General features: G+C 71.8%; 20 protein-coding genes. 14 read left to right on the top strand and 6 right to left on the bottom strand.

From position 1 onward, the window contains the following. Positions 1-117 precede the first annotated feature (117 nt). The 9 genes from ACTWNK_RS41110 (at position 118) to ACTWNK_RS41070 (ending at position 15,186) form a co-directional block, all read left to right on the top strand. On the top strand, positions 118-759 hold the full coding sequence (locus tag ACTWNK_RS41110) for a type 1 glutamine amidotransferase family protein (RefSeq protein ID WP_474310412.1): 642 nt from the start codon (positions 118-120) through the stop codon (positions 757-759). Then, entirely contained in the window at positions 752-1,192 is a 441-nt protein-coding gene (locus ACTWNK_RS41105) for a MarR family winged helix-turn-helix transcriptional regulator (RefSeq protein ID WP_474310410.1), read from the top strand. Before ACTWNK_RS41110 ends, ACTWNK_RS41105 begins: the two co-directional genes overlap by 8 nt. Positions 1,193-1,210: 18 nt before the next feature. Beyond that, positions 1,211-2,074, top strand: a complete 864-nt coding sequence (locus ACTWNK_RS41100) for an SseB family protein (RefSeq protein ID WP_474310409.1) — start codon at positions 1,211-1,213, stop codon at positions 2,072-2,074. Then, the gene (locus tag ACTWNK_RS41095; RefSeq protein ID WP_474310408.1) at positions 2,071-2,451 is read left to right on the top strand and encodes a hypothetical protein; all 381 of its coding nucleotides are present in this window, start codon (positions 2,071-2,073) and stop codon (positions 2,449-2,451) included. Before ACTWNK_RS41100 ends, ACTWNK_RS41095 begins: the two co-directional genes overlap by 4 nt. Before the next feature lie 125 nt (positions 2,452-2,576). Then, positions 2,577-2,981 (top strand): YbaB/EbfC family nucleoid-associated protein, encoded by a 405-nt coding sequence (locus ACTWNK_RS41090; RefSeq protein ID WP_474310407.1) that lies wholly within the window; start codon positions 2,577-2,579, stop codon positions 2,979-2,981. After that, complete coding sequence (locus tag ACTWNK_RS41085) at positions 2,978-3,325, top strand: hypothetical protein (RefSeq protein WP_474311167.1); 348 nt, start codon at positions 2,978-2,980, stop codon at positions 3,323-3,325. The genes ACTWNK_RS41090 and ACTWNK_RS41085 overlap by 4 nt, the downstream gene beginning before the upstream one ends. 53 nt (positions 3,326-3,378) lie before the next feature. Then, positions 3,379-14,085: a WXG100-like domain-containing protein gene (locus tag ACTWNK_RS41080; protein ID WP_474310406.1), complete on the top strand. Its 10,707-nt coding sequence runs from the start codon at positions 3,379-3,381 to the stop codon at positions 14,083-14,085. A 29-nt stretch (positions 14,086-14,114) separates the two neighbouring features. Beyond that, positions 14,115-14,642, top strand: a complete 528-nt coding sequence (locus ACTWNK_RS41075; protein ID WP_474310404.1) for a hypothetical protein — start codon at positions 14,115-14,117, stop codon at positions 14,640-14,642. Further along, positions 14,635-15,186, top strand: coding sequence for a hypothetical protein (locus tag ACTWNK_RS41070; RefSeq protein ID WP_474310403.1), 552 nt, complete (start codon positions 14,635-14,637; stop codon positions 15,184-15,186). The genes ACTWNK_RS41075 and ACTWNK_RS41070 overlap by 8 nt, the downstream gene beginning before the upstream one ends. Positions 15,187-15,226: 40 nt before the next feature. On the opposite strand, the gene ACTWNK_RS41065 is transcribed toward ACTWNK_RS41070, so the two are convergent. Continuing rightward, positions 15,227-16,210, bottom strand: coding sequence for a methyltransferase (locus ACTWNK_RS41065; RefSeq protein ID WP_474310402.1), 984 nt, complete (start codon positions 16,208-16,210; stop codon positions 15,227-15,229). A 136-nt stretch (positions 16,211-16,346) separates the two neighbouring features. Between ACTWNK_RS41065 and ACTWNK_RS41060 the strand changes: the two genes are divergently transcribed. After that, positions 16,347-16,682: a hypothetical protein gene (locus ACTWNK_RS41060; RefSeq protein WP_474310399.1), complete on the top strand. Its 336-nt coding sequence runs from the start codon at positions 16,347-16,349 to the stop codon at positions 16,680-16,682. Here the strand turns inward: ACTWNK_RS41060 and ACTWNK_RS41055 are convergent. After that, a complete protein-coding gene (locus tag ACTWNK_RS41055) occupies positions 16,660-17,307 on the bottom strand; it encodes a TetR/AcrR family transcriptional regulator (RefSeq protein WP_474310396.1) in 648 nt (215 codons plus the stop codon). The two genes, ACTWNK_RS41060 and ACTWNK_RS41055, sit on opposite strands and share 23 nt — an antisense overlap. A 99-nt stretch (positions 17,308-17,406) precedes the next feature. Then, the gene (locus ACTWNK_RS41050; protein ID WP_474310394.1) at positions 17,407-18,396 is read right to left on the bottom strand and encodes an NADP-dependent oxidoreductase; all 990 of its coding nucleotides are present in this window, start codon (positions 18,394-18,396) and stop codon (positions 17,407-17,409) included. Positions 18,397-18,642: 246 nt separating this feature from the next. On the opposite strand from ACTWNK_RS41050, the gene ACTWNK_RS41045 reads away from it, so the two are divergent. The 4 genes from ACTWNK_RS41045 to ACTWNK_RS41030 all read left to right on the top strand — a co-directional run bounded on the left by ACTWNK_RS41045 (position 18,643) and on the right by ACTWNK_RS41030 (position 21,641). Continuing rightward, complete coding sequence (locus tag ACTWNK_RS41045; protein ID WP_474310393.1) at positions 18,643-19,674, top strand: hypothetical protein; 1,032 nt, start codon at positions 18,643-18,645, stop codon at positions 19,672-19,674. 70 nt (positions 19,675-19,744) lie between these two features. Continuing rightward, complete coding sequence (locus ACTWNK_RS41040; protein WP_474310391.1) at positions 19,745-20,332, top strand: AAA family ATPase; 588 nt, start codon at positions 19,745-19,747, stop codon at positions 20,330-20,332. 74 nt (positions 20,333-20,406) lie between these two features. Next, positions 20,407-21,264, top strand: coding sequence for an SDR family oxidoreductase (locus ACTWNK_RS41035; protein ID WP_474310390.1), 858 nt, complete (start codon positions 20,407-20,409; stop codon positions 21,262-21,264). A gap of 35 nt (positions 21,265-21,299) precedes the next feature. Next, complete coding sequence (locus ACTWNK_RS41030; RefSeq protein ID WP_474311134.1) at positions 21,300-21,641, top strand: YciI family protein; 342 nt, start codon at positions 21,300-21,302, stop codon at positions 21,639-21,641. 8 nt (positions 21,642-21,649) lie between these two features. Here ACTWNK_RS41030 and ACTWNK_RS41025 read toward each other — a convergent pair whose 3' ends face one another. The 3 genes from ACTWNK_RS41025 to ACTWNK_RS41015 all read right to left on the bottom strand — a co-directional run bounded on the left by ACTWNK_RS41025 (position 21,650) and on the right by ACTWNK_RS41015 (position 24,525). Beyond that, positions 21,650-22,078, bottom strand: a complete 429-nt coding sequence (locus tag ACTWNK_RS41025; RefSeq protein ID WP_474310389.1) for a nitroreductase family deazaflavin-dependent oxidoreductase — start codon at positions 22,076-22,078, stop codon at positions 21,650-21,652. A 137-nt stretch (positions 22,079-22,215) separates the two neighbouring features. After that, the gene (locus tag ACTWNK_RS41020) at positions 22,216-23,604 is read right to left on the bottom strand and encodes an alpha-lytic protease prodomain-containing protein (protein WP_474310387.1); all 1,389 of its coding nucleotides are present in this window, start codon (positions 23,602-23,604) and stop codon (positions 22,216-22,218) included. 261 nt (positions 23,605-23,865) lie between these two features. Beyond that, positions 23,866-24,525: a TetR family transcriptional regulator gene (locus tag ACTWNK_RS41015; RefSeq protein ID WP_474310385.1), complete on the bottom strand. Its 660-nt coding sequence runs from the start codon at positions 24,523-24,525 to the stop codon at positions 23,866-23,868. Between the last annotated feature and the right edge of the window lie 5 nt (positions 24,526-24,530).

Raw genomic sequence — 24,530 nt, 5'->3', positions numbered from 1 at the left:
TGCCCCCCGGAGTTCGATCTCCGATCTTCCCTGGTCCTGGCGCTCACCGCCACCTGTTCGGATATGACAACACACTGTCGTATTGACAGCATGTTGCCAACATGACAAGATATTGCCATGAACGAGAACACGAAGCAGATCGTCCACCTGGCCGTCTACGACACGCTCGCCGACTGGGAGAGCGGTCACGCCGTCGCCCACATCCGCAACGGCGACTGGCACAAGCAGCCGGGTCGCTACGACGTCGTGACGGTCGCGGCCACCGCCGAGCCGATCACTACGATGGGCGGCGTGCGCATCGTTCCCGACCTGACCCTCGACCGGCTCGACCCGGCCGACAGCGCCATGCTGATCCTGCCCGGCGCGTCGGCGTGGGACGCCGGCCAGGACAACGACGTGTTCGCGGCCAAGGCGGCGGAGTTCCTCCAGGCCGGTGTGCCCGTCGCGGCCATCTGCGGCGCGACGGCGGGCCTGGCCCGCGCGGGCCTGCTCGACGACCGGGCGCACACCAGCGCGGTCGTCGAATACCTCCAGGCCCAGGGGTACGGCGGAGCAGCGCACTACAAGGACGAGGCGGCCGTGACAGACGGCGACCTCATCACGGCGGGGCCGACCGCGCCCGTCGAGTTCGCCCGCGAGATCCTCGCCAGGCTGGACATCGGCACCCCCGAGGTCATCGACGCGTGGTATCGGCTCTACGCCCACAGTGACCCCAGCGCCTTCGGGGTGCTGATGGCCGCGGGGGGTGGGCATGAGTGAGCCGGCGCCCCAGCTCATGGCGGGCGCGGCGCTGACCGTGTTCAGGCTCAACGGCCAGTTCCTCGACATGGCGGAGGGGCTGGCCAGGCCGGTCGGCCTCACCGCCGCGTGGTGGCAGGTGCTCGGCGCCGTGCTCTGTGAGCCGCTGCCGGTGGCGGGCATCGCCAGGGTCATGGGGATGACCAGGCAGGGCGTGCAGCGGGTGGCCGATCTGCTGGTGGAGCGCGGCCTGGCCGAGTACCAGGCCAATCCGGCCCATCGCCGGGCCAAGCTGCTCACGCCCACGGCCGAGGGCAGGGCGGCGCTCGCACGGATCACACCGGCGCATGCCGCCATGGCCGAGCGGCTGGCCGCCGAGCTCGGCGTGGCGGAGCTCGGTCAGACGCTGGCCGCACTCGAACGGTTGTCGGCCGCGCTCGACGCCCTGGCGTGATCGCCTACTCTGATCATCGTGCAACCGGCGGGTGTGTTCGAAGAGGAGCTCTGGGCGGCGTTCGACGCGGGTGACCTGGCCGCCTGTCTGAGGCTGCTGACGGTCGCCGACTTCGCGCTGCCCGTGACCGAGGCGGCCGTCCGGGGTGAGGAGGGGCCCGCCTGGGGCACGGTCGAGATCGGGGGCAGGAGCTGGATCGCCGCCTACACCTCCGACGAGGCCGTCCGGTCGATCTTCGGCGAGATGCCCTTCCGTGTCGCCTCCATGGCCGAGCTCGCCTCGACCTGGCCGGACCCGGCCTGGGGGCTGGCCGTCAATGCGGGCCTGCCGTACGAGATTCTGGTCGAGGCGGCTCATGTCGCCAGGCTGGTCGCGCCCTCGCTGGCCACGGGCATCGCCGTCGAGCCGGAGGCGGGGGTGCCCGTCATGCAGAAGGTGCTGGGCGTGCCCGAGCTCGAGGCGTTGCTGGCCGGTCCTGCTGTGGTGTCGGGGTACTGCTGCCGGTTGGGCGATGTCGGGCATATCGCTACGCCGTCGGTGCTGGCCGAGGCCCTGCTGCGGCGCGATGCCGTCACCGCGTCCGGCTCGCTGTACCTCCTGCGCTGGCCCGCTGCGGCTCCCGCCCTGCACCGGGTGCCCTACGGCGTCGGCGTCGAGGGGTGGGCGGCCGAGGAGGAGCCGTTCGTGGGGATGGGGTTCTACGCCAGTCCCGGCTACCTCGTCAGGGAGTATCGGGTGGATGTGATGGACCTGCCGCACACCAGCGAGATCGTGGAGCTGACCTTCGAAGGCGTCGAGCACAGGCGGCTCGTCCTGGACGCCGACCTGGGCCAATGGGTGGTGCTGCCGGGCGAGGACGGCGAGCCGGAGGAGACGTCGTGAGCTACCGGGCGTTCTGGCGCGGCGAGTGCTACGAGGCCGCGCTCGACCAGCGCGCGGACGGGCTGTGGATACGGCTGCTGAGCGAGGAGGCGGCCGAGGGGTTCGAGGAGGCCGGGCCCGGCAGGCACGTGCGGCCGGTGCCGGTCGGCGAGTGCGAGGCGGTCGAGCACGTGGGCGTGCGGTGCCGCTGGCGGGAGGAGTCGTTCGCGGTGGTGGACTCGCGTGCGGGCGAGGTGCTGCTGCACTATCTCGGCGGGCAGGCGGCCGTGGCCGAGGCGCTCGGGCTCGACCGGGTGGAGCGCGGGGTGCATCGTCGCTGGGTGGCCGAGGGGGAGCTCGTCGACGTGTATGACCATGTGGTGCGGTTGGACGCCTGATGCTCCCGTGACAACGTTTTCTGTTGTGGCTCTTGTCGTCTGTCGTTAACAAGGCGGAAAATAGCCTGAAATGTATGGCATGTGACTGTGCCATGCAGTCTGTTGGCATGCGGTCAGGGGGCGGCATGGAAACTTCGGACTCATCCGACATGGGGGAGCTGCGGGCGTACGCCGAGGAGTTACAGGCGACGTTCATGCGGATGCAGGAACAGGCCGTCGAGCTGCATGCCCAGGCCAAGGCCGTCCAGGTCAGCGAGACCTCGCCAGACGGCATGGTCACCGCGACCGTCGGCTCACGGGGCGACCTGGTCAGGCTCGACCTCGACCCTCGTATCTACCGGCGCCCCGACGCCAGGCACCTGGCCGACACGATCGCCGCGACCGTGCTCAAGGCGGCGGCATCGGCGCAGCAGCGCGTCGTGGAGATCTTCGAGCCGATGATCCCCGGCGACCAGCTCCAGGCCCACCTGAACGGCGAGCTCGACATCGCCATGGAGATCATGGGCGACGAACTGCCCTGGAAGAGGTGACGACCGTGCCCGAGACCGACGACACCCTGTTCCTGCACGAGAAGGTCGTGGCCAGAGGCCTGTCCGAATGGCAGACCGTGGTCGAACCGCTCGCCAAGGGCTGGCCCGCGCTCGCCATGAGGCTGCACGCGCTGAACCAGGCGGCCCCGTGGGGAGACGGCGCCGAAGGGGCCAGCTTCCGCCGCGCGTACTTCGCCTCCAACGGGCCCAACGTCCTGCTCAAGAACGGCACCGAGGTCGTCGGGCAGCTCACCGAGGCCCCGCCGATGATGCGTACCACCATCGCCAACTCGCTGGCGACCGACGAGGCCGAGGCCGAGCGCCTCAAGCACCTGCTCGCCTAGGCGAAAGGTGGCCGTCCGGGGGGCGGGCGGAACGACTCAGAGCAGGGGGCGGCGTGGCAGGCACGACCAACGGCAGCATCTACTCCAACCACGAGGTACGGTCGGCGACCGGCTGGCGGGGCGCCACCTGCGACGTGGAGCCTGCCTGGTCGAATCTGAACCTGCCCGGCTGGTGCAATGCCGTGATCCCCTGGCTGGTGTCCGGGCAGGCCTGGCCCAAGTCCAGTGAGTCGGGCATGTGGGAGCTGTCGCAGGCCAATGCCGAGGTCCAGGTCCTGTTCGCCGCCACCGTCGATCCCATGGTCGGCTCGGTCAACACCATCCTGAAGGGGTGGAACTCGCCCGCGACGCCGGAGTTCCGCGAGCGGGTCATCACCCTGCTCGGCGAGGAGTCGGGCGTGGTGGCGCTGCTCGACATGGCCGTCGCCTACACCCAGCAGTGCGAGGCCTTCGGCAAGAACACCGAGCAGACCAAGCACGAGATCAACATCCTGTTCTGGATCTTCCTCATCGCGGCGCTCATCCGGCTGGTCGCCGCGTTCTTCACGGCCGCCTCCTCCACCCTGCTCATCGGGCCGCTCGCCGTGCGGGCGAGGGCGGCGATGGCCGCGGCGCTCGCCTGGCTCAACGGGGTGGCGGGCATCCGGTATCTCGGGCGGGGAGCCGCCGGGCTCAGGACGCTGCTCGGGGCTCGGACGATCACGGCACTGGCCGCGGTCGTCCGCAACCCGATGGTCAGGGAGGGGTTCGAGGAGACGGCGGAGGAGCTGTTCGCCAACTACAAGGCGCAGACCTCGACCGGGGCCTCGTTCGACCTGAAGCAGTTCACGGCCGCGGGCGTCGGCGGTCTGGTGGGCGGGCTGGTCGGGGTCAAGCTGGGGGCGCGGCTCGGCGACCAGCTCAACTCGCTTCCCGGGCTGCGTCAGCTCAACCGGATCGGGGCCGGGGGGCCCGGCTGGGGTACGGCGTTCGCGCGTGCGCCCGGCACCATGCTGACCAGCGGTGCGATCAACGTCTTCGTCAATCCCGTGGCCGGGCTGGCCGCCGCGGTGCTGGTGTACCAGCAGGCGCCCGAGTTGTCGCTCGTGGCGCTGGCGGGTGGCGCGTTGACCGGTGCCGCCCGAGGGGTGACCACCAGTCCGTTCAGCCCTGACGCCATCGAGGCGGTGTTACGGCCGGGGGCTTCGCTTCGGGAGGGGGGGAATCGCTGGACGGACCTGGCGACCCAGGGGCCCGCAGGGCCTGCGGCCGGAGGGGAGAGCAATCCGTCGTCGCCTGGAGCACCCGGGGCACCCGGAGCGCCTGGTGCGCCTGGTGCGCCTGGTGCGCCTGGTGCGCCTGGTGCGCCTGAGGGGCAGGCTGTCGTGCCTGGGCAGGGGCGTACTCCTGGTGTGGGTGACCCTGCCACCGGGGGACAGGGGCGCAGGCCTGACGGTGTCGACCCTCAGCAGGCCGATCCCGGCACGCGCCGTACCAACCAGAACAGCGACCCTGCCGCACGGACTTCCCAGGAGGAGGCCGAAGGCGATCCGGAGAACGCCGCCGAGTCCGGGCCTCAGGGGGAGCAGGAGGCAGGAGGACGGACGCAGAGCGCTCCGGCCGCCCCGGCGGTGGCGCAGGGAGACCCGGCTGCCCCGGGAGCTCCCGCCGCGCAGGGCGATCCCGTCGCCCAGGGCAATCCGGCGGCGCAGGGCGATCCCGTCACCCACGGCAATCCGGCGGCGCAGGGCGACCCCGCCGCGCAAGGCGCACCCTCAACCCAGGGCGACCCGGCGCCTCAGGGAGACCCGGCGACCCAAGGCGACCCCGGCGCGCAGGCCGCCTCCCAGCCTCAGGGCGAGCCCGCGCCCGCGCCTCCCACTTCCGGCCCCCAGACGCAGCACACACCCGCCGCCGAAGGCGCTCCCGCTCCTCAGAGTCCGGCTCCCCAGAATCCGGCTCTCCAGACCACCCCGGCCGAGGACCCCGCCCTCCTGGCCCGTACCGCGATGGCCACCGCGATGACGGTCGTCGCCGCCGATGCCATCGCGCTGGCCGACGGCAGTGTGCGCACGTCCGACCCCTCCGGCCGCCCGCTCGTCGTCCCCGCGGCCACGGTCGCCCAGGTGCTCGCCGATCTGCGGGCCGGAGCGAGGGACGGTGTCGGCGCCAGGCGGCTGCGGGCCGAGGCCGTGGCGAGGTTCGGGGCCGAGGTGGCGGCGCTGAGCGGTGAGTCGCGCGTGGACGGCGCGCTGCGCTCGCTGGAGAGGCTCGCCGACACCTCCTCCGGCAGTGCGCTGGAGGCCGCGGGCGTGGCCCGTGACGTGCTGGCCGACAACCCGGACGCGACCACCAGCCTGGTCGACACGGGCATCGACGGCGACTGGCTGCTGAGGCCGGGCTTCCACACGGCGGCGGGTGCGGAGATCTCGCAACTGCTGACCGACATGACGGATCCGTCGGCCCCGGCGCCGCAGCCCAGGACGGGCACGGCCGCACCGCAGGGCGTACAGCCGGGTCAGGCGCCGGCACGACGACGCCCGGTCACGTCGAGGGAGATCCGTAACACCCCGTTCTCGGCCGAAGGCCGCCCGATCGGCCAGCCCAGACTGAGCCGGGACGAGATCAAGGCGCTGATCCTGGCCGGGACGATCAGTCCGGCCGACTTCGGCGGCGGCGTGCATGCCGTCATGTGGTCCGACAACGGCCCCACGCTGCTGCTGGTGACGACGACGGGCGTGCAGCACTTCCGGCCGGTGATTGGCCCGCCGGGCAGGGGCAGGATCGCCTCGGTCCAGGTGCGGACGGGCGAGGCGACCGATCCGCATGTCATGACGCTGGCCCCGGGCATCGCCGCCGACCAGCTGTCCACCACGCTCGTGCACGAGTTGTCGGACACGATGACCGTCCTGGAGCGGGCCCGCGACGGCGGTGCGCGTGGCGTGTTCAGGCGCATGACGTCCAGGACGACCGAGTCGCGCGACGAGTGCGTGGTCGCCAGGTACAACGAGTTCAGGCACCTGTCCAGACTGTGGGCGCAGAAGCCGCCCGGCATGGAACGCACGGCGCTCGAGCAGAAGATCGAGGCGGTGGTCGCCGACATCGAGGCGCGCGGCCAGGTCAGGCCGCGCCTGCCGTGGACGGGCGCGGACCCGGCGCTCGGGCAGGCCGAGCAGACCCAGCAGACCCCTGCGGCTCCGCCCACCCAGCTCGACGTGCTGACCGAGCACACGACCAGGATGGCGCAGTCCCTCCAGGAGTCGGTCGAGGCCCTGCGCCGACGGGTACGCACGCACGAGGAGCAGGCCGAACAGGCAAGGAAGGCCGCGGTCGAGGCGGCGAAGGCGGCCACGAAGGCCAGGAGCGAGCGCGACAGGTTCGCCGAGGAGCGGGTCAGACAGGCGGAGGCGAGCGAGGAAGCGGCCAAGGTGACGCGCGCCAGGCACACTCGCCAGGCCGCACGCTACGAGGCCGCGCTGCAGGAGGCCATCGCGGCGAGCGCCGCGTACGACGCCCTGCTGAGCGGCGTCGAGCAGCTCGCCCAGGCGGGCGCCGCGATCGACGTCGTACGCCAGGAGGCCCTCACACTGGCCGCCAGGGCGGAGGCCGCGCTCACGCCGTACGCCGATGCGCTCCGGGCCGCGCTTCCGCCGCTCGACATCATTCCCGGCGCGGTGCTGACCGGCGAGCTGCCGTTGCTCGGCGCGGTGACCGAGCGGGTCAACCGGATGCTCGCCGATCGCGGCATCGACGAGAGGTTCACCACCGACACGCTGCAGACGAGGCTGAAGTCGCAGCTCAGGCATCTCACCACGCCGGGCGGTGTGATCATCCCGGTCGGCGTCACGGTCAAGGGCGAGGTGCGGATCGAGCTCACGGTGAGCGAGCTCGTCGAGGTGCTCGGGCTGCCGACCACGATTTCCGAGGTGATGCTCGGCCAGCTCTGGCAGGGCAACAGGTCCAGCGGTGTGACCCGGTCGCATGCCGGTGCGGTGCGGACGGGGCTCGGCCTGACGGCGTTCGCGAAGTTCCTCTCGCTCGATCCCGTGGTCGCCACCGTCTCCGCGCTCTTCGGGCCGAGCGTGTCCGTGGGAGCGGCCAGGCCGCGTTCGGTGACGGGGTCGAGCACGACGTTCGCACGTGGTGGAGCGGTCGAGGACAACAGGGGCGAGTCCACCTACTTCGACGGCACCTCCTCCTACCGCGTGGCCGTACGGACGACGGCCGGGGCGTGGGGGCCTTCGAGCGTGGTGGACAGGGGCATGCCGGGCGACTCCGCCACCGGGCGGTTCATGATCGGCCATGCCTATACCGACACCGCGCCCGAGGACACGATCCGCAAGCCGGAGGCCGAACGCACCACGCGGGTCCCCGAGATGATGGCCGCATCGGTGACGAACACGGAGCAGCTGTTCGACGCGGCGGCGCAACTGCTGGGCGACGAGCTCACCAGGATGGGCGAGATCGGCCGTGCCCAGCTGCGCACGATGATGGCCGCCGAGGTCCCGGGCAGGCTCGGCCACCCGGTCCAGCGGGTGATCACCGACGGCGCCCGCCCGGCGGCGCTGGTCAGGGTCGAGACCAGGGTCGTCGTCGACGAGAGCGAGATGGTCGGCGCGCCGAGCAGGGCGCACTGGCTGGAACGGCTGCGCGTGTGGTTCTCCAGCATCGGCGGCGGCAGGTCGTTCGGCCAGTCGGTCAATGTGGGCGGCGAGCTCAAGCCGGGCCTGAGCGCACTGTCCGGCGCCGACGTCGTGCCCGGCGGCGGCGAGTTCCGGGGAAATGTCGGCATCAAGGGCAAGTTCGGCTTCTCCCGTTCGCGCTCGTCGGGTGCGAGCGCGGGCACGACGGCCATCGAGCCGAGCGTGCAACGCCAGACCGGGCACTCGCAGGGCTACCGGCTCAAGCTCGTGCACACGATCACCGTCCACATGATCGAGGAGGGCAGGACGCTCGCCCCGGTCGACGTGGAGGCCGAGGCACTGGCCAGGATGACCGAGGCCGACGCCTACCACTTCGGCCTCCCGGTCGACGCCGCCATCATCGTCAGGGACGCCAACAACGACCCCCTGCGCAATCCCGACAACTCCATCCGCCTGCGCGACGACCCCGACACGGACGCACCGCCCGGCCGTACGGCCAGGCCGCCCGCCTGGCTCGGCCCCGGCGAGCACCAGATGCGCGGCAAGGGCCCCGGTCTGGTCGAAGGGCTCACCGGCGCCGAGAACCTCAGGAACCAGGTCGAGCAACACCTGCGCAGCGTCGGCTTCCTGCCCGAGCTCGACGCGCTCGGCATGCCCGTGCCGCAGGGCAGCAGGCTGGAGCGCGAGAGCCAGATCGCCAACATGCTGGAGGTCACGCGACAGTTCTCGGCGATCGCCCTGGAGACCGGCTACAGCCAGGCCGCGCAGGACGGGATCGTGCTCGACCTGGTCAGGCAGCGTCCGGGCCACGCGCCCGAGCACCTGACGATCCGCATCAGGATCAAGCAGGAGCTGGGCAACCTGACGGACGCCTACCGGGGCTTCAGTACGGCCAAGGCGGTGGTCAACCTCGACATCGGCTCCAACACGACCGGCACCAGCAGCGGCGTCTCCAGCGGTGTGAACGTCGGGGCCGGAGCCTCGCTGGGCAACGGCCCGGCCGAGGGCGAGTCGGGCGGCTCCTACGAGGGCGGCGCGTCAGGCGGCTACAACCGGGGCGTCGGCCAGGGGGAGAGCCAGGGCGGCACGGTCAACGGGGTGATCCTGGCCGAGTTCGAGGGCTCCACATTGTGGGAGATCGAGGGCGGGCTGACGGCCGAGATCAGCTCGGGGTCGGGCAAGCCGTCGGTGTTCACCGCGCCGAGCCGGGTGACGCTCATCCTGCCCGCGCAGTTGTCACCTCCCGTCCAGCCCTTCACCCCGACCAGCCAGCCGCTGACCGCGGGCGTGCTGCACCGGGCCACCCTGGTCAACCTCGACACCGGCAACCTGCTCGACCGGGCCGCCGCCCTCATGCCGAACAGGATGCGCCCCGGCTCGCCCGCCTTCCAGCACCTGGCCGCGCTGCTGAACCCGCGCAGCCTGATCACCAGCCTGCGCTGGTCCGGCCCGGCCATGCGCAGCCAGACCGTGATGTCGCCGAACGGCCTGCTGCCCGGCCGGTCGGAGGTCACGGTCACACCGGTGCTCGGCACGCTCAGGGTCGTCAATGCGGGCCCCGGGGTCAACGGCGCCATCAACCTGCGGCTGACCAGCCACTCCAACAGTTCCAGTCGCTCGTCGGGCGGCAACGCCGGCCTGTCGGGCAACGGCGGCGGCGTGCTGGGCGACGGCCAGAAGCAGGGCGGCGGCCCCGAACTCGGCACCTCACGCGGCGGCTCCACATCGGAGTACGCACTCAAGATCGGCGGCAGGGAGCGCCTGCGCATCAACTTCGGCGTGCAGTACGAGCTGACGGCCGACATCGGACTCGACGTCAGTGTGACCGACGCCGCGACCGGCAAGGGCGCCAGGCAGCGCCTCGACGGCGGGACGGTCCAGATGATCGTGGGCGAGGAGGAGGCGCTGCAGATGCATCTGCGCGGCGAGCTCGCCCTGCCGATCGAGCTGGTCTCCGACGCGATCGAGCGATTCCTCAACGGCAACCTCGTCCTGGACCGGGACCTGGCCGTCGCACTGGTGACCCACTACCTGGGCGCACTGCGACAGGCCGACGTCGACGGCACGCCGAGGCCGCCCCTGGCCGACCTGCACACGCCCGAGGCGCTCGTCGCCCAACTGCTGAAGGACCCGGAGCTCAGCTCGGTCCTGGACACGCACGGCGACCAGGGCCCCGAACGCCAGCTCACCGCCGCCCAGGAGATCGCCGCGGTGGAACGGCTCGTCGACCTGCCCGAAGACCTGCTCGACTCGATGGGCGTCTCGCTGGTCGACAGGTTCACGCTGACCGACGTCGTCGAGGTCGACCAGGACGGCGAGCCGGTCGCGGACGGCAGGCAGAACAAGAGCACCGAGCACGTCGACATGGCCGAGGAGCTGCTCGACGCCCTGGCCGACGTCGTGCCGCATGCCAGGCGCGACGATCCCGTGCTCGTCTCCAAGGTCTACGACCAGCTCTCGGGCGACCTCTTCACCGGCCACATCGACGACATGCTCGACGACACCGGGTACTTCACCGAGATCGACGTGCCGACCGGCAGGCCGGGCGTGACCGAGCGGGTCACCGTACGGATCAAGGCGGCGTTCGACTCCGAGAGGATCGTCAAGCGCGGCGCCACCAAGGTCGAGGGCGACATCATCCAGGACTACGACTACCTCCAGTCGGGCCGGTCGGTCTCGACCAGCAGAAGTCACGGCGTCACCGGAGGGGCGAACGCCGGCCAGACGGGCGAGGGCGCCGACGGCAGCCTGGCCACGCATCGGGGCAGCTCCAACGCGGCCTCGACCGACACCCAGCTCACCACCCTGCAGCGCGAGGCGCACTTCGGCGGCATGGACCTGGTCGAGCACGGCATCACACTGAGCTTCGAGGTGATCGCCAAACCGTCGAGGGCGGGACGCACCGGCATTCCCCGCGATCGGGCCGCCAAGAGGTTCACGGTGTCGGGCTCGATCAGCCGACTGGTGCCGACCGGTCTGACCAGGCCGAAGGGCAGCGTCCCCGTCCAGGCCGACGACGGGCCGATCGACCTGCGCCGGGTGTATCCGCGCGGCAAGTTCTCCGTGCACTCGACCACCGCCGTCGGCTACCACGCCGGGCTGACCGCCATGCTCAGCCATCCCGACCTGCTCGGCCCGCGCGGCGTCTACGAGCGTGAGGCGGCCATCGAGGGCGTCGCGGCGGCGGGCAACCGGCTGGCGAAGTTCCGCCGGATGCTGGTGCCCGGCGGCGTCGAGATGGGCACGTTCAATGTCAGGGGCAGCAGGGACGAGGTCGTCGTCCTCACCACCGAGGCGATCGCGTCCGGCGCGAGGGTGGTGATCGGGCCGATGTCCGACAGCGAGTTCGGCTCGGTCGAACGCTGGCAGGAGACGGCGGCGATCTCCAGCACCAGGACGAGGGCGACCCCGCTCAGCGGCGGCACCGGCCTCTCGCACGACGGGTCCGGCTTCGGCGGCGGCCTCTCGGCCGGGGCGCAGACCAGCGAGAGCGTCGCGGACTCCAGCGGCAACAGGGACGAGACCAGCGGCTTCGAGAAGGGCAACGGCTCGGTCGTCAGGGTCCACGTGTCCTACCTGTCGACGGCCCAGCGCTTCAAGCGCATGCCGAACGGCGAGCTGCGGCCGATCGGCCCGGCGCACACCTCGTGGGTGACCGGCGGGCGCGCGACCATCTCGTCGTTCAGCCATGCGCTCGGCGACATGGTCACCGGGATGGAGAACAGCGCGCCGGGCGGCGGCCGGGTGCTGGCCGGAGAGCGGTCGGGCGCTCCCGTGACCATCCATCTGGCCCTGCTCGCCACCCGGGGCGCCCCGTCGGCGCCGTTGCGGGCCGCGCTGATGGAGGCGCACGCCCGGGGCACGGACATCCGCGTCGAGGTACGCGACAGCGACGGCACGGTCAGGCTGTACCTCGCCACCCGATCGGGCACGCTGCACGCCGAGACGCCGGACGGCGGGTTCGCCGAGGCGTTCGCCTCGTTGCCGCCCGGCCTGCCGGAGCTCGCCGACCGGGCGCGGATCGACCTGCGCGAGCTGCACCGCACCCCCAGGGGCGACCTCACCTTCTCCGACCAGGTACGCGCCGCGCTGAAGGCGGCGGGCGTCGCCGTGGCCGAGCGCCGTGCGCCGAGCTGGCCGGTCGCCACCACGGGCGAGCACGCGGTGGCGACCGGCAGCCGCGTGCAGGGCTCGGCCACGCCGGACGGCGGCGCCTCCGTGGCCTCGCCCGAACTGCCGGGCACCCCGTTCGACGCCAGCGCCAGGGCGCACTACCTGCCCGACCTCGACACGGCCGAACTCGCGGCGCTCACCGGCCCGGACGCCGCGTACTTCACCGACGCCTACCTCTCGGCACGCGGCCCGGTGGTCGTGGAGAACGGCAGGCACTTCCTGCTGACCCCTGGCGCGCCCAAGCCGGGCAGGCTGGCCGAGACCAGGCTCAGGGCGGGCACGGCCGACGACCCGCACGTGGTGGTCGTGGCCACGCGGATCGACCCGGTGATCGTGCAGGTCACCCTGCAGCACGAGATCACCCACACCCTGCAGCACGAGCAGGCGACGGCCTCGTCGGCGCAGCAGGGAATGGTCAGAGGCGTGCTGCCCCAGTCGGGCCATGTGCACGAGGGCGTCGACGCGTGCACGATGGCCAGGCAGGACGAGCTGGAGATGCTCGAGGACATGCTGATCACCACCACCGACCCCGTACGGCGGGCCAGGCTGGTCCAGGCGCTCGACGCCGTGGCCGACGACCTGGTCAGGCGGGGTGTGCAGGACGAGGGCAGGCCGTGGAAGCAGGCCCCAGCGGCGGAGCAGCGGCAGGCGGCCTCGATCTCCGCGTTGCTGGCGGGCGTGGCGGAGCCGGTGGGCGGCATCGGCGCGCTGGAGACGACGCCGCAGGCGCTGGCCGCGCTCGCGCGGATCGCCGGGCTCGACGCCGTCACCGTGACCGGGCCCGGGGTGTTCGCCGTCGACGGGCTCGCCGGGCGGTTCACCCTGCTGGTCGAGGCCGGGCCCGAGCTCGGTCCCGGCCGGGTGGAGCCGACGCGTTCGGGCTCGACCTCCGTGCTGGCCGTCAGGGTGTCGCTGGGCGACGGGACCAGGGTCGCGATCGAGCTGGCCGCGATGCTGGCCGGGCAGGCCGGGTTCGTCGCCGGTCTGCCCGGCGGGCTGCGGCTGCCCGGTATCGGCGTGACGCCGGGGCCGCTCTCGCTGTCGGTCGGCGATCTCGCGGTGCTGGCCCGGGTACGCGGGCTGGTCGACGCGCTGACCAGGGCGCCTGCCGTACGCAAGCCGATGATGGAGCGGGCGCTCGTCCTGGCGCTGGACGGGGCCGGGCTCACGCCGAGCAGGCGGGGAGCGGCGGCGCGGATGCTGGTGGCGGCGCGTGCGGGCCTGCTCTCGCCCGCCGACATCGCCGCGCTCTACGCCTTCGACGGGCTGGGCGGCAAGCACACGGCGGTGCTGAGAACCTCGGCGGGCGCGATCGCGAGGGCCGCCGCCGGGCTCGGGGCCGAGGTACGCCTCTACGGGCCCGGCCTGCTGGAGATCGTGCCCGCGCAGGGGCGGCCGATCGCCGTCGAGGTGGTCGCCGACCCGCTGCCCGGCCAGAACCCGGTCACGACGACGACGGTCTCGGGGGTCAGGACGTTCCTCGTCGACCCGGGCGCGCCGACGGCGGCGATCGAAAGGGCGCTGGCCAGGGCCATCGCCGTGCCGATCGCCCACGCCCAGGGCCTGCCGCTCGGCGCTCCCGCGATCGCGCCCGGCTCCCAGGGCGGCCCGCTCACCGTGCGCGACGCGGCGGCGGTGGCGGAGTTGCGCGAGGCGGTGCGCCAGGTGCGGACCGCGCGCCCCGAGCAGCGTGCGGCGCGTATGCGGGTGCTGGTCGACCTCGCCGAGGACATGGGCGTCGGTTACGCCGACAGGTACGGCATGCGCAGCGCCCTGCCGGACGACCTGCGGACCGAGCTGCGCGTGCTCGTGGACGGCGCCGTGCGCCACGAACGGGCGGAAAGAGGACGCAAGGCGGCCAACGCATCGGGCTGGCCGCTGCCGCACAGGTGCCTGTGCGCCGACGACGAGCCGTGCCGATGCGGCTATCGTCCGACACAGATTCCGGCCTCCTGGGCATCCTAGGAGCCGGGCGCGAGACGAAGGGGGCAGCCATGACGTTCGCCGTGGCACGTACGAGGGACGAGGCGCAGCTCTATCTCGACCTGCACCCGTGCGAGCGGTGCGGTTCGGTCGAGACCACGTGGGACAGCGGTCTGGTGAGCGTCGACGGCGCCGTGGCCAACCAGTACACGGGCACGTGCGAGCAGTGCGGCGCGGACCGTGAGTTCCTCTTCGGCCTGCCCGAAAGGCCGACGCCGCCCGCCGGGTTTCCCACGTTCGGCGGCAGTGAGCCCTCGCAGCTGCTCGACCCCGGCGAGTGGTTGTGGGTCGCCGACCTGACCGCGAGCAACGTGCCCGCACACGACCGGGCCGAGGCGCTCAGAACGCTCGCCGTCGCCGCGGCGGCGGTCGAGGAGGTGGTGAAGTTCATCCCGCCCGGTTCGGAGGAGGTGCCGCCCGAGGCGTTCTGGTCCGAGCGTGGCCAGGAGCTGCACCAGGAGGAGCCGGGCCGGTTCGACCTGGACAGACTGCTCGTCGTCAGGGACACCTACCGCGATCTCGCCGCCGATCATGCCTGAGCCGGTGCGCGCCCGCACGCTCGCCGAGGCCTATCTGTACCTCGACCTGGCGATCGGCAGGCCGGGTTCGACCGAGCGCGCCACGCGTGCCGAGATCGAGGACGCGTGGCGGATCACGCTCGACGGGCACGAGGTCGTGGTGCCGTTCGCCGCCGAGCTGGTCGCACGCAGGGACGGCCTGATGTTCGGCCCCGGCCGCTCGCGGCTGGTCGACGCCGGGCAGTGGGTGCTGATCGGCGCCGTCTACGCCCGCAGGGCGCTGGAGCGAGGCGTGCACCTGGCGGCCGAGCCCCGGCCGGTCGCGGACGAGCGTGTCTCGGCGGTCGAGGACGGCTGGCGGCTCGCGGCCGCCGCCTTGACGCAGGCGCTGAGCTTCCTGCCCGACGGGGCCGGCGAGCTGGACGGCTCGGCGTTCTGGAGCGAGATGGGCGGATCGGCGTGGCGGAGCGACCCGGGCAGGTTCACCCGGCATCGGCTGGAGGAGGACCTGGGCTTCTTCCGCAGGAGCCTCGACGCCTTCCGCGACGCGCACCCCAGGAGCTGACCCAGCGGGCCTTCCGCGACGCGCATCCCCGCAGCCGACGTCAGCCGGCCGCGAGCTCGACGATCGCGGTGTGCTCGGCCGGGTGCACCGCGACCAGGCGCAGGCCGGACCCGCGTGCGAGCTCGACCAGGTCGGCGACCGTGCGCTCCTTGCCGCCGAAGTACACCAGCATGCGCAGGTCCATCCCCGTCCGGATGCTCTCGCCTTCGGCGCCGACCTTCTCCACCACGAAGACGCGCCCCCCGCTCCCCGCAGCCTCGGCGCAGCGCCGCAGCAGGGCGCGGGCCGAGTCGTCGTCCCAGTCGTGCACGATCGCCGAGAGCAGGTAGCCGCCCGCGCCCGGCGGCAGGGCGTCGAAGAAGCTGCCGCCCACCGCGCCGGCCCGATCGGCGAGTCCCGCCGCCTCCAGTGTGGCCGCCGCCGTACGCGCGGTGGCGGGCTGGTCGAAGACCGTGCCGCGCAGCCCCGGGTACGCCGCGAGCACCGAGGCCAGCAGCGAGCCGTCCCCGCCGCCAACATCCACCAGGCTCCCGAGCGACCCCCAGTCGTATCCCGCCACGATCGCGGGCGCGTCCCCGCTCACGTCCACGCCCATCTGCGCGTCATAGGAGGAGGTACGGCCGGCATCGGCGGCCAGGTCGTCCCAGAACGAGCGCCCGTACGCGAGCGGGAAGCACGCACGCCCGGTCCGCACGGCCTCGGTGAGATGCGTGAACGCCAGATCCGCCCTGCCGATCGCACTGCCGGTGTCGAGCATGGCGCGCAGCCCGCCCTCGTGGTCGTCGCGCAGTTCCTCGCCCAGCGCGGTCAGGTGGAAGCGGCCTTCGCCGTCGCGGCCGAGCACGCCTTGGCCGAGCAGGTGCAGCATGAGCCGTTCCAGGGCGTCGGCGTCCGAGCCGGTGGCCTCGGCCAGCTCGGCGACGCCTGCCGTACCGGCTGCGATGTGGTCGGCCAGCCGCAGCGTGGCGGCGGCACGTACGGCCATGGGCGTGACCAGGTCGGCGAGTGCGCCAAGGGATGTCATGAAGAGCCTCCGAAGCGAGAAGGACGCCAGCCTGGCCAGGACCGACCTCGGCCGCAACCGATTTCCCTCGGGGTCGCTCGGCAGACAAATGACGATTCGCGGCCGAATGACTACCCAGCGTGCCTACTCTGGTGACATGAGCAGCCAGACACAGTCCCCCGAACGGCATGTGCGCATCGAGATCGAGCTGGTGGTGAGGGTGACGGACGAGGTGAGGTTACGGGAGGCGGCCATCGCCCATGTGGCCGAGCACGGCACCTGGACAGGAGGCAGACAGGCGAGCGCCGAGCAGCGCCAGGACGAGATCGACGGCATCAACGCCGATGTCGCCAAGGCCGTGCAGATCCTCGTGGACGTGGACGACGTCGTCGACAGGGTGCCGGGCATCGGCCATCTGAGCCTGGGCATCGGCACCACGTCGGGGCGGCCGGAGGACTTCCAGCCGGAGATCAGCGTGCGGGGCCGGGGGTGATCGGGGGCAGCAGGCCGTCGAGCAGGCGTTGCAGGTTCTCGGGGAACCAGTCGCCGGGCGGGCCCGGCATGAACAACGACACCGACTCCGACAACGCCGGGTACCTGGCCGGATCGGCCGCCCGCACCATCTGCCGGGAGTAGGCGTCGGCGGGCGTGCTCGGATGAGTGTCGAGCAGTTCGCCGGCCACGTAGTGCCACAGCAGCGAGTACGCCACCATCGCGTCACGCGGGGTCAGCCCGGCCAGGCGCAGGGCGGCGAAGAGCCGCTCGACGGCGGGCAGGATCGAGGGGCCCGCCAGCTTGTCGCTGACGATCAGCTGGACGGCCCAGGAGTCGCGGCGCAGGGCGTCGTGGATGGCGGTGAGCACCGCGGTGATCTCCGAACGCGGGTCGGCCACCGGTCTCGGCAGGTCGATGCCGAGCGCCACCTCGTCGAGCATCGCCACCAGCAGGGTCTGCCGGTCCTCGACATGGCGGTACAACGACATCGGCGCGGTGCCGAGTTCGTCGGCGAGCCTGCGCATCGACACGGCGGCCAGGCCCTCGGTGCGCACGACACGAAGGGCCTGGGCGACGATCGCCGACCGCGTCAGCCGCCGCCGCGCCCGCGCCGGGGTGCTCATGCGGCGCCGGGGTCGTGCGAACGTGTGCTCATGCCTGGCGGTGTCCCCTCGTCCCGTCGTGCCGTGATCACTCGAAGGTAGCCGACTTCGGCGACCGGGTCAGTCCCCGGCCACGCGCAGGACGATCTTGCCTTGGACGTGTCCCTCGTCGGCCCTCGCGTGCGCCCTGGCCACCTCCTCCAGCGGGTAGACGCCGTCCAGGCCCACCTTCACCGCGCCGTCGCCCAGCAGGACGGCCAGTTCGGCGAGCTGTTCGCCGCTGGAGTGCACCTGGCCCGAGGCGAACGAGATGCCGAGCTCGGCCGCCCGGTCGGGGTGGTAGTCGCCGAAGAAGACCGGGCTGATCGTGCCGCCCGGCCTGACGACGGACAGGAACCTGTGGCCGTCGGGCCCGCCGACGGCGTCGAAGAGATGGTCGACGTCGCGGAACGCGTTCTCGGCCGGAGTCGTGGTGTGATCGTGGAACTCGTCGACGCCCAGGTCGCGAAGGAACGCCTCGTGCCGTCCCGAGGCCACGCCGATCACGTGGGCGTCCCGCAGTTTGGCGAGTTGCACGAGGAAGTGCCCGACGCCTCCGGCGGCCCCGTTGACGAGCACCCTCTTCCCCTTCTCCAGTCCGACGTGGTCGGCGACGAACTGCCAGGCGGTCAGCCCGGCCATCGGCACGCCCGCCGCCGCGACGTGGTCCAGCCCTTCGGGCTTGCGCGCCAGGTGCTCCGCCGGTGCGGTGACGTACTCGGCGTAGCCCTTGCCGCCGTCGGCCATGGAGTTGCGCGGGCTCGGGAAGCGCAGGAGGCCGAAGACCGCGTCGCCTTCCCGCCATGGTGTGGCGCCGGGTCCGGTCGCGGTCACGACGCCTGATACGTCCGAGCCCGGCGTGTGCGGGAGGGGCAGGGCGGGGCGCAGGTGCTCGGGGATGTTGGAGAAGCCTCGGCGTGTGTAGAGGTCCGGCGGGTTGATCCCGGCCGCGTGCACCCTGACCAGCACCTCCCCGGGGCCGGGCGTCGGCCGTTCGACCTCCTCGACGCGCAGGACCTCCGGGCCGCCCGTCTCGTGCATGCGGACGGCCTTCATCTTCGGTGTCGCCATGAGCTCTCCTCTGCCGGCTCCGTGCTATCCGGAGCGATGCTCCAGATAATAAACGGAGCATCGCTCCGATTGTCAACCGATCGACCGGGACACCAGAAAGGGGCACACCATGACCGACAGGACGTACGTCGTCGTGACCGGAGGGCCGGGCGCGGCCGTGGCCGGTCGCCGAGCGGGTGGAGTTCGTGATCGGGATGTTGTCCCATGTGCACCCTCGGGACGGGATGGCTGGCTAGAGTCCGGATCATGCGGGCAATCGGGACGATCGGCATCATGGCCGCGACGGCGCTCCTGCTGACCGGCTGCGCCGGGATCGAGACGAAGGGGCCGAGCGGCATGCTCGACCCCGCTCCCGGACTCCTCACGATCATGGCGAACCTGAGCGCCGAAGGCCCCGCCGCCTCCTACCTGGAGTACGGCGACATGGCCGCGTGGCGCGAGCTCGGCGTGGTGACGGACAAGGGCGTGACGGGCGACAGACGCTGGCGCGGCGCCGTGGCCTCGGGCTTCGGCGACCTCGCGATCAACGGAGCACGACTGGCCGAACAGACGGGCGTCAACGTCTACACCGCCGACCGGGCCGTGATCATCGGCATGCCGCCCGCCACCGCCGTCAGGATCGAGGGCACGCTGAACGCCGAGACGATCAGCGGCAAGCTGACCGCACTCGGCGCCAGGCCCAGGACGTTCGGCGACCAGGAGGGCCTGTCCTTCGCCGAGGACAACAAGATCGACCTGGCCGGCCCGATGGCCGGACTCGGCCTGGTCAACCAGCTCAACCAGGTCGTGGTCACCGACTCGGCCCTGGCGGCGGGCCCGGCCGCGGCCCCGGTGAGCGCCGCGCTCGGCGCGGGTGCCAGGCTCGACACCAGTCCCGCGCACGCCGCGATGGCCACCTGCCTGGGCGAGGTCGCCGCCGCCGTCGTCACCGTGCCCGGGCAGCCGGGCGGCGTGACCCTGTACGGCGTCGGCCTGCGCCGTCCGGGCGCGGTGGGGGACAACGCGGTCAATGTCGTGTGCGTCCTGCCCAAGGAGCCGAAGGCGCTGGACACCCTGAGCCGCAGGCTGGCACCGGCCACGAAGCTGGGCGGCAAGCCGCTGTCGGACCTGGCCGAATCGGTCGAGCACGACCGGGCGGCCTCCCACGGCCTCACCCTGGCCAGGGCCACGATCACGGTCAGGAAGGACGGGCCGATCATGCTGGCCCACCAACTGCTGCTCCGCAACGAGCTACCGGCGCTGGCCGATCCCCAGACAGCTGGAGCGCCGGTCGGCTAGCCGCTCATACGGTGCGCCTATACTTCGACCGCCCGTGCGGGCCATTCGCGCCACGAGAGGGAGGCCGGACGTGAGCATCCCGGTGTCGGCCGAGACCCTGCGCTTCCCGCCGGGCTCACTGGTGATCATCACGGGGCTGCCCGGCGCGGGCAAGAGCACGTTCATGCGCCGCGTCTACGGCCTCGACGGCACCGAGAGCGCGCCCGTCAGCACGGCGGAGGGCGTGGTGATCGACTCGGCCCAGTCGCGCAACCGGTGGGCCGGATCGCTGGGCCGCGCGCCGAAACCGCTGCGCACCGGTCTGGTCTGGGCCACCCACGTCTGGCGCATCGGCAGGGCGTTGCGCGAGGGGCGGGCCGTGGTCGCGCACAACAGGGGGTGCGGTGTCACCGTACTGAGGGGATATGCGTGGCTGGCCGCGCGGGCGGGTGCGCGGCTGCATCTGCTGCTGCTGGACGTCGCGCCCGAGGTGGCGATCGCCGGGCAGCGGGCCAGGGGCCGGGTGGTCGCCGACGCGCTGTTCGCCAGGCACAACCGGCGATGGATGACGCTGCTCGGCCGGGTCAGGGCCGGGCGGGTCGCACCGGCGGCGGGGGCGGTCGTGCTCACCAGGGCGCAGGCCGACCGGGTGGCCGCGATCAGGTTCGACAGGCGTTGAGCAGCGGTCAGGTTCTGACCTAGTTCGCTCCTAACGTGGGCATCGAACGTGCGATGCGGACGAAGGAGAGCACAGTGAAGATCCTGGTGACCGGCGCGACGGGATTCGTCGGGCGCAATGTGGTGACCCAGCTCGTCGAGGCCGGGGTGAGCGTGCGCGCGCTGACCCGCGACCCGGCGAAGGCCGCCTTCCCCGCCGAGGTCGAGGTGGTGCGCGGCGACCTCACCGACCTGGCGAGCATGCGCGAGGCGCTGTCGGGCGTCGAGGCGATGTACCTGTTCCCGGTGGAGGACCGCGCCCGCGAGGTGGTGGCGCTCGCCGTGTCCGAAGGCGTGCGGCGCATCGTGGACCTGTCGGCGGCGGCCGTCACCGTCGGCGTGCACGTCAACCCGGTCGAGGCCGTGGTGGAGGAGTCCGGTCTGGAGTGGACGCATGTCAGACCGGCCGAGTTCATGACCAACCTGCTGCAGGTCTGGGCGCCCTCGATCAGGGCCGGGCGCGTGGTCCGCTATCCGTTCGGCGACCAGCGCATGAACCTCGTGCACGAGGCCGACATCGCCGCCGTCGCCGTCGCCGCCCTGCTGGAGGAGGGCCATCACGGCAAGGCGTACACGCTGACCGGGCCCGAGCTCGTCAGCGTGCGCGAGCAGGTGGCGGCCATCGGCGCGGCGCTCGGCGAGGAGGTGCGCTACGAGGAGGTCACCAGGGAGCGGGCCCGCGACCTGCTCAGGGCCCAGGGCGGCTTCGCGGCCGAGCACGCCGACCTCCTGCTGGGCTTCGTCGACTACGACGGCACGGAGTCCGGGGCGGGCGAGACCGGTGACGAGTGGGAGGCGCTGATGCGGCCCTGGCCCGACGTGGAGCAGGTGCTCGGCCGCAAGGCGCGTACCTATGCCGAGTGGGCGGTGGACCACGTGGCCGATTTCCGTTGAGGGCGGCGACGGAGGATCCTCGTCCCGTGAAATACATGCTGATGATCTACGGGAACAAGCAGCTGTGGGAGTCGATCCCGCGGCAGGAGTGGGAGCGGCAGGTCGCCGCGTTCGACGCCTTCATCGCCAAGCACAGGGAGAGCGGCGAGCTGCTCGGCGCCTACGGCCTGGCCGACGCCGAGGCGGCCAGGACGGTCAGGGTGCGCGACGGGCTGCCCGCGGTGACCGACGGCCCCTTCCTGGAGTCGAAGGAGTACATGGCCAGCCTCTACCTCCTCGACGTCGCCGACGAGGCCAGAGCCCTGGAGATCGCGGCCGAACTGCCCGCCGCGACGACCCGCGAGGTCGAGGTCTGGCCGATCCGGCACGAGGGGTAGCCCCGCTGTCAGAGGCGTTCCAGGACCACGACCGGGATGACCCTGGCGGTCATCTTCTGGTAGTCGTCGTAGCCCGGCGCGGCCGCCACCACCTTGGCGAACAGCCGTTCGCGCTCCTCGCCGCCCGCGGGCGTGGCCCTCGCCTCGTACCTCTCCTCGCCGATCTCCACCGTGACCGTGGGATGGGCCAGCAGGTTGTGGTACCAGCCGGGATGCGCATCGGCGCCACCCGCCGACGCCACCACCAGCAGCCGCCCCTCGTCCGGCACGAACCCCAGGGGAGTGGTACGGCTGCGCCCCGACCTGGCCCCGACCGTGGTCAGCAGGATGAGCGTCCAGCCTTCGAACGGCCCACCGACCTTCCCGCCGTTGGCCCGGAACTCCTCGATGAGCCGTTGCTGGAAATCGGCGAAATCGGTGTGCTGGTCCCCGGACAATGCCACTCCCCGCTGTGCGACTGGGCGAACGCAGGCATGCACGCGCCCCCGGCGGAGAATCCACCGGGGGCGCGTCCACGCTATTCATCACCCTAACGGGGATGGATCTTTCTGCAGGTCAGGGACCTCAGGAAAGATCAGAGACGCTGCCAGAGGGCGGGAACGTTCGGGGGCTCCCAGCCCGGAAGCGCGGTGTGCCCCTGGAGGCACCGGTAGGAAGATCCGCCGTAGGTCACGGTGGCGCCGGCCGCGTAAGCGGTGTAGGCCGCCCAGGTTCCACCAGGGCTTGTGGTGGTCGGGGTCGGCGTGCTGGTGCCGGTCGGCGAGGGGGTGCCGCCGCCGCTCACCAGGGCGAGGCCGTAGGTGGAGAGGATCTCGTTGACCGGCTGGTGGTAGGTCGTACCGCCGGAGCTGCAGGTGCCCGAGCCGCCTGAGGTGACGCCCTGGGCCTGGTTGCCGGAGAAGTAGGAGCCTCCGGAGTCGCCGGGCTCGGCGCAGACGCTGGTGCGCGTCACGCCGGTGATGGTGCCCTGGCTGTAGGTGACGCTGGTGTTGTGCTGCTGGATGGTGCCGCAGTGGTACTGGGTCGTCGAGCCGGAACGGCAGATGGACGCGCCGACGACGGCCTGCTGCGAACCGGTGATCGTGACCAGGCCCTGGCTGTAGGCGTTCACGTAACGCGTGGGCGTCCACTGCGAGTTGACCTCGACCCAGGCGTAGTCGTTGCCGGGGAAGGAGGAACCGCGGAAGGTGCCCTGCGCGACCTGGTTGGAGCCCTTGGTGGTGGCGCCGGTGTTACCGCAGTGACCCGCGGTGACGAAGCCGCCCTGGCTGCCCGCCTTGGTGACGGGGAAGCCGACGGAGCAGCGGCTGCCGCTGCCGATGTAGTAGGCGTCGCCGCCGCGCACGTCGTACAGGGCGCGGGGCTGCTCGTCGGTCTTGCGGACCTGGACGAGGTTGCGGTCGACGCCGCTCTTGTCGAGGAAGGCCTGGGCCTGCGCGGGGTTGCGGGCCAGGACGACGACACTGTTGGTCTGCACGTCGACGAACCAGGCGGGCACCGTCTTCGGCAGGCTGCGAGCCAGCGAGTCGAGCTTGGCCTTGGCGGCGTCGAGGGTGGCCAGGGAGTGCTTGACCACGACGGGCGTGCCGCCGATCTGCTGAATGGCGGCGACCTTGCTGGCGTCGTTGGTGGCGACGACCAGCGACGAGGTCGGACCGGTCACCCAGACACCGGCGAAACCGGCGCCGGCGACGTGGCTGAGCACGGGCTCGACCTGAGCCGCGGCGCTCTCGTTGACCAGTCGGGCGGCGGCCTGGTCGGCCGTCAGACCGAGGTCACGCTGCAGACCGCTGATCACTCTCTGGTCGGGGTCTGCCACCAGGCTCGCCTGCTCAAGGGCGATCGCATAGGGGGTCTTGGCTGCTTGAGGGTTTTCGTTTGCCGAGGCCATGGCCACGGCTGGGGCAATCACCAGCGCGAGCGCGAGTGAGACACTCACGCCCACGACGTGTTTGCGAGCCATCGGGACTCTCCTCATATCGGGGGGTGTGTCGTTAACGTAACGACTCGACACGAGGAGTTAGATATATCAATTTATCCTCATCCCGGGTTTATAGCCCGGAGCTATGGCCTGAGGTAACCATACCGAATGGTCATCGTCGCGCATTATGAGCGGCATGCGACATAAGAGAACCTTAACCAGTATGTTCGCCGACGGCGACACCGGGGTGAACAACCTGTTTCACCTGGCGGAACGTCACCGGGAATCGCATGCCGGATGTGCTCAGAGGTGGTCGGCATTCAGGGTGAGAGAGGCCGGGATGGCGGCGAAGGCGCCCGACAGCCGGGCGACGAGCGCCTGCCTGCCGCCCTCGGCGTCACGACGCACCCAGTCACGCGCCGAGACGCTCCACGCGGTGGTGGTCAGCCCCGCCAGCACGTGCAGGCGCAGGTCGCCCGGGTCGATGCGGAGCTTGCCCGCCAGGCAGTCGACGACATCGCGCTCGACGCCGTTGCGATGGTGCTCCACATACGCAAGCAGCGCGGGCGCGGTCAGCACGAGCCGCCGGGTGGCGACATAACGCTCGTCCCAATCCGGGTCGAGGCCCTGCGCCGTGGCCACGAGCACGTCGTGCAGCCCCGCCAGCACCGGCCCCGCCAGGTCGCTGTCGCGCAGAGCCGTCAGATAGGCCGCCCAGAGCTCCGTCTCGGCCTCGATGGCGACGGCCTCCTTGGCCGGGAAGGCGCGGAAGAACGTGCTCTTCGACACCTCGACCTCGTCGACCAGCTCGTCCAGAGTGGTCGCGTCGAAGCCCCGCTCGGTGAACATCCGCAGTGCCGTACCGGCCAGCGCCCGACGGGTACGCAGTCTCTTGCGCTCGCGCAACGGCAGCGAGCGGTCGTCGGGCGGCGTGACCATGGCCACATGGTAGCCGAACGGCACTCACA

Source organism: Nonomuraea sp. IBHARD001 (assembly GCF_056106265.1).
Note: the sequence above shows the minus strand (reverse complement) of the source record. Positions and strands in the feature narration are given on the sequence as shown.

What these genes read in the sequence shown, in the direction of transcription:
- ACTWNK_RS41110 (WP_474310412.1), top strand. Translation starts at nt 118, where the DNA reads ATGAACGAGAACACGAAGCAGATCGTCCACCTGGCCGTCTACGACACG.
- ACTWNK_RS41105 (WP_474310410.1), top strand. Translation starts at nt 752, where the DNA reads ATGAGTGAGCCGGCGCCCCAGCTCATGGCGGGCGCGGCGCTGACCGTG.
- ACTWNK_RS41090 (WP_474310407.1), top strand. Translation starts at nt 2,577, where the DNA reads ATGGAAACTTCGGACTCATCCGACATGGGGGAGCTGCGGGCGTACGCC.
- ACTWNK_RS41075 (WP_474310404.1), top strand. Translation starts at nt 14,115, where the DNA reads ATGACGTTCGCCGTGGCACGTACGAGGGACGAGGCGCAGCTCTATCTC.
- ACTWNK_RS41070 (WP_474310403.1), top strand. Translation starts at nt 14,635, where the DNA reads ATGCCTGAGCCGGTGCGCGCCCGCACGCTCGCCGAGGCCTATCTGTAC.
- ACTWNK_RS41065 (WP_474310402.1), bottom strand. Translation starts at nt 16,210, where the DNA reads ATGACATCCCTTGGCGCACTCGCCGACCTGGTCACGCCCATGGCCGTA.
- ACTWNK_RS41060 (WP_474310399.1), top strand. Translation starts at nt 16,347, where the DNA reads ATGAGCAGCCAGACACAGTCCCCCGAACGGCATGTGCGCATCGAGATC.
- ACTWNK_RS41055 (WP_474310396.1), bottom strand. Translation starts at nt 17,307, where the DNA reads ATGAGCACCCCGGCGCGGGCGCGGCGGCGGCTGACGCGGTCGGCGATC.
- ACTWNK_RS41050 (WP_474310394.1), bottom strand. Translation starts at nt 18,396, where the DNA reads ATGGCGACACCGAAGATGAAGGCCGTCCGCATGCACGAGACGGGCGGC.
- ACTWNK_RS41045 (WP_474310393.1), top strand. Translation starts at nt 18,643, where the DNA reads ATGCGGGCAATCGGGACGATCGGCATCATGGCCGCGACGGCGCTCCTG.
- ACTWNK_RS41030 (WP_474311134.1), top strand. Translation starts at nt 21,300, where the DNA reads ATGCTGATGATCTACGGGAACAAGCAGCTGTGGGAGTCGATCCCGCGG.
- ACTWNK_RS41020 (WP_474310387.1), bottom strand. Translation starts at nt 23,604, where the DNA reads ATGGCTCGCAAACACGTCGTGGGCGTGAGTGTCTCACTCGCGCTCGCG.